Genomic DNA, 1,978 nt, shown 5'->3' with positions numbered 1-1,978 from the left:
CGCAGCGTCAGTAGTGGCTTGTTCGGCAGCGATTTTCAGGGCCCGGCGGACGCTGAACTCCGAGACGCCTACCGCGTTGCCGACGGCCTGCTGGGACAGGCCGGTGCTGCGCAATTCCACGATCCGGGCAATGACCGTGCTGCTCAATCGGGACGCTTTCTTTGGCCCCTTCTTTTCCGGTACTAACGCGATCATGCCGCCATCAGCCAGCAGCTGTTTCCATAACCACACCGTTGACGGGTTGACATCAAAGACGGTGGCGATCTCACCGACTCCGGCGGCCTTCATCGCCGCTAGTTTCACCGCTACCCAGCGGCGGCCGACTTCGTCCCCCGCCTCCCAGGAAAACGAGGCTTGGCCGTGAAGAAAAACAGTGCCACCACCATCGGCGTCCCTCACCAGTTCCCCGGCCAGACCCAGCGGCACAGCATCCAGAACCATCGCCACAGGAAGAGGAGATTGAGCAGTCATAATACTCATCATTCCACCCTTCCAAGAGTCACTGTTTCTTGGATCTATTATATCGAAGAATGGGTAAAATTAACAGGCTTTCACCAAGGGAATTCCCGCAAAATCAACGAACACGAAAACCCATCAGCGGAGCGTGTCCGGAGCCCTGGGCCCTAGCGACGCTGCCAAACCCACACTCGATCGGAAAGAGCAGCCACTCCACCCAAACAGATTCCACGGCTCACAATCAATGTGCTACCGGGTCCTCACACCGCTGCTACCCGATCGACCACACCCGATCAACCCACACCCGCTACCGAAAGCATCGGCTAAACACCGTGCACTTCCCGTAGCTAGCTGTGGCCGGCCGCCTTCAGAGGCAACCTCTATACGCCGGCGATCAAGTTCCTTGGGCTCCAGGACTATTGGTAGCTAGTGCCGGTAGGAAATCGATAATTCTTGAGATTCAAGTGTTAGAAGTTCGGGTGCCGGATGATCATCCGGCATGCCCTGCAAGTCGAAGGTTAGGCCGAAAAGTGGCAGGATTCCTCTTGACCCTGAATCAACTAAATCGCCCTATCCGAAGTGCTGGCGCTATCGAGAGACTCGCCTAAACAAAAACGGCAGACTTGGAGTGCTAGGGCTCCGACCACTGCCGGAGCCCTGGTACTGCGATCGCTCTACTTATCAGGGTGTGTTTATCGCTGTTCTGCGGGCGGATATTGTTAGTTGATTAGTGCGTCAATCCACGCGTGGACTCGTGCCGCAGGCGGCGCGATGTGGCCTAGGCCATGATCCTCTGTGACTAGCTGAATAGCGCCGTCCGAAGAAATCCCCCCGTATTCCGGAACTCCGAGAAATGATGCTAGTGACGCAAATTGTGGCACCAAGTGCGTGTCGTCACCAGTATTTTGCACCACAACCAGCCGTTCATAGGACTTTTTGGACTCCAGAAGCCGGAGGAGGTTGGTCCTCTCGGGGAATTCTTGGTCTAAGTCCGCGAAGGACTTGGTTTCACCAAATACACGCTTTATGAATGTTGTGCAGTATGGCCATCTGTCAATATGGACTTGGGGGTTGAAGGCTAAGGCCCGAGAATTTCGAATTCTCTGGCCAAGTGCTATAGAGGCGTATCCGCCGGCCGAGTGTCCAAAGAGGATGATGGTGGTGGCACCGATTTTGTCAGCCACGTGCTGGATGTATGTGGCAAGACGCTGCTGTACGTTGTCATGGGCTGTACCGAAATACCATGACAGGTATAGTTCCTTATCCGCACCTAGTGCAGAGTCCGAGATGAATAATCGGGTCTCAGTTCGATTTTCTAGCATGCGGACCCATTCAAAACGTGGGGTTTCCATGTTCCGGCCGAGGGCGCCTTGGAGTGGTACGAGTAGTACGCGGTCGTCTCCTCGCACTACAGGGCGGCTGCAAAGTCTTTTGCGAGGGGATGGCGTCTTAATATGTGAGACGAACGGGGTTGTGGCTGTTTAAAGGTGAGAACTCCTGTTAAGCCAGATGGTGTCTAAGC

Annotated in this window: 2 protein-coding genes; both read right to left on the bottom strand. The window is 55.2% G+C overall.

What is annotated here, in order from left to right; genetic code table 11:
* Positions 1-471: hypothetical protein (locus tag ACX80D_RS17715; protein ID WP_459324177.1), on the bottom strand; the 471-nt coding region annotated here is incomplete at its 3' end.
* A gap of 704 nt (positions 472-1,175) precedes the next feature.
* Entirely contained in the window at positions 1,176-1,808 is a 633-nt protein-coding gene (locus ACX80D_RS17710) for a YqiA/YcfP family alpha/beta fold hydrolase (protein WP_459324176.1), read from the bottom strand.
* Positions 1,809-1,978: the final 170 nt, after the last annotated feature.

The organism is Arthrobacter sp. Sr24, from assembly GCF_054511175.1.
Note: the sequence above shows the minus strand (reverse complement) of the source record. Positions and strands in the feature narration are given on the sequence as shown.